Origin of the sequence: Microbacterium sp. AG157, from assembly GCF_003385695.1 — a bacterium.
GTDB lineage: Bacteria > Actinomycetota > Actinomycetes > Actinomycetales > Microbacteriaceae > Microbacterium > Microbacterium testaceum.
The window spans coordinates 1-2510 of record NZ_QRDK01000011.1 but is presented as its reverse complement, the minus strand read 5'-3'; the positions used below and the strand labels follow the sequence as shown (position 1 = coordinate 2510).

Annotated in this window: 1 protein-coding gene; it reads right to left on the bottom strand. The window is 66.9% G+C overall.

From position 1 onward, the window contains the following. The coding region (locus tag DEU35_RS16925) for an Ig-like domain repeat protein (protein WP_147301903.1) at window positions 1-2169 on the bottom strand (2169 nt) is incomplete at its 3' end. Between the last annotated feature and the right edge of the window lie 341 nt (window positions 2170-2510).

Sequence of the window (2510 nt, the reverse complement as noted above, 5' to 3'; positions counted from 1 at the left end):
GGGGGAGACGGCGGCTTCCAGGGCGGTGGCGGTGCCGGGGGCGATGGTGAGTTTCACGTATTCGGTGGCGGTGCCCACGCTGTTGGTGGCGGTGACCTTGACTTTCCAGGTACCGGCGCGGGTGGAGGATCCGGCGACGATGCCGTTCGTGAAGGTGACGCCGTCGGGCAGGACGGTGCTGTCGGTGTCATCGTTTTCGATGCTGTAGGTGGGGGTGGGGGTGCCTGAGGCCGTGAAGTCGAAGGAGAACGACTGTCCGGCGATGACGCGTTCGGTAATCGGGGCATCGCTGGTGGAGTCCGTGCTGAACGAGGGGGCTGCTGTGGCGGGGGTGACCTGGACGGTGAAGGAGTTGGTGAGGGTCCCGACTTTGAAGGTGATCACGTGGGGGCTGGCGTGGTTGAACCGGACGCTGGTGAGGTTGGTTGCCGAGTCGTAGGTGATCGTGTCGCTCTCGACGCTGGAGAGAGTGACCGGATCAACGGTCCCGCCCGTGGTGACGTTGCCGTACTGGTCTATCGGCGTCGTTCGGAACGCGATCGTGTCGCCCTGGTCTGCGGTGATGGTGGCGTCGGCCGTCGTGGCGCCATTGGAGGATTCGGTGACCGTGCCGTCGGGGGCGACTGCCCACGTGGTGGTGCTGGCGGCGTCGCCGGGGAAGACGGCGGCTTCGAGCGCGGTGGTGGGTCCAGGGGCGACGGTCAGTCGCACGTGTTCCGTCGCGGTGCCGACGCTGTTGGTGGCGGTCACCATGATCTGCCAGGTGCCCGCGTGGGTGGTGGTTCCGGAAAGGACTCCGTCGGAGAAGGCGACGCCCTCGGGCAGGACGCTGTCGTCGCTGTCGTCGTTCTCGACACTGTAGGTGGGACCGGGTACACCGGTCGTGACGAAGTCGTCGAAGGAGAACGATTGTCCGGCGACGACGTTCTTCTCGATCGGGGCGTCGGCGGTGGAGTCGGTGTCGAAGGACGGGGCTGAGTAGGCGGTGACCGTCACCGTCGTGCTTGTGGTGGAGGTGCCGTAAGCCGCATCGCCGGAATAGGACGCGGTGATCGTATGCGTGCCGGAAGCGAGTGTTTTCGACAACGTCGCGACGCCGTCGGTGAGGGTGGCGGATCCCAGCTCGGTGCTGCCGTCAGTGAACGTCACGCTCCCGGTCGCGGTTGCCGGGGACACGACCGCGGTCAGCGTGGTCGCCGTCGCGTCGTTGGGATTGTCGCTTGCCTTCACCTCGAGCGTGGTGGTGTCTTTGGGCTCGTCGTAGGTGATGACGATGCTCCCGTCACCTGTGTTGCCGCTCAGGCTGACGACGTTCGTGGCATTCGAGGCGACAAACCCCGACCCACCACCACCCGCGCCGACTTCTTGGCCCCCGGAAGCGACACCATCGTTGCCGCCTCCGCCTCCGCCAAAGTAGCCGCCGCCGCCGCCGCCGCTTCCACTGCTGAAGTATGAACTGAAGCCTCCGTTGTTCCCTCCGCCGCCCCCGAACCCGAACGCGGACGGACCGGACGCCGGGTACGAGCTGCCCGGCGCGCCCTTGACATAGTTGCCGCCACCAGCACCCGGACCAGTCGCGGTCGCGCCGCCGCCCGAATATATGTAGGAGGAGCTACTTCCGCCCGGTGACCCTCCTGATGATCCGGCGCCAACACTGCCGCCCGCTCCGCCGCGTACAGCCCGCTGGTTGGCGACGCTTGCACCGCCTCCACCGCCGGCTGCGAGCGACAGCGAACCTGCGTTGAAGAGAAAGCTGCCTCCGCCTCCACCTCCGCCACCGTATGGGCTATCGTCATTTTTCTTGCCGGCGGAGGCGCCCCCTCCGTAGCCACCGACCGCGGGAGAACCCAAACCGACGCCATCTTGGCCTGCACCTCCGACGACGGCCTTCAGCTTGTCGCCCGCTTGAACCGGGAGTGTGGCACGCACCGCACCACCGAGACCACCCGCTCCCTTCTCGCCCGCGTAGAGGCCGCCCCCAGATGTCGCATGCCCACCGGAACCGCCTGCGACTGACGCGGTGATGCTCGTGACGCCAGCCGGGACATCCCATTCCTCAGCCGTGCCGTGGAAGCTGAAAGAAACCACGCAGACGCCGGCTGAACATGACGTGTCGGCAGCCTGTGCAGTAGTCGCGCCCGTCAATGTCAATGCGGCAATCACGGCCATGCCCACACCCCCGGCGATCACGCGAGGGATGAACGACGACAAACTCCTGTGCACGGTGGCACTCCTTGGTGGGTAATGGGCGGGTGACTCCAAAGGAGCCGGGTGATGGTGAGAACGGATGGGCGAGTCATCCCACGTATGCGCAACACACACGGACGACCACCTTGCCCCGGGGTCGTGGCTCCTGGGTGTTTCTGCGGTGGCGGTCAGTTCGACCGTCGTGTCGCGCGGTGTCGGTGGATCAGGGTCACCGCGATTCCGGCGGCGAGGATGCCGAGTGCCCAGCCGAGCGGGGCGAGGGGTGCGGATCCCGTGGTGGCCAGCTGGTTCGGGGCGGACGC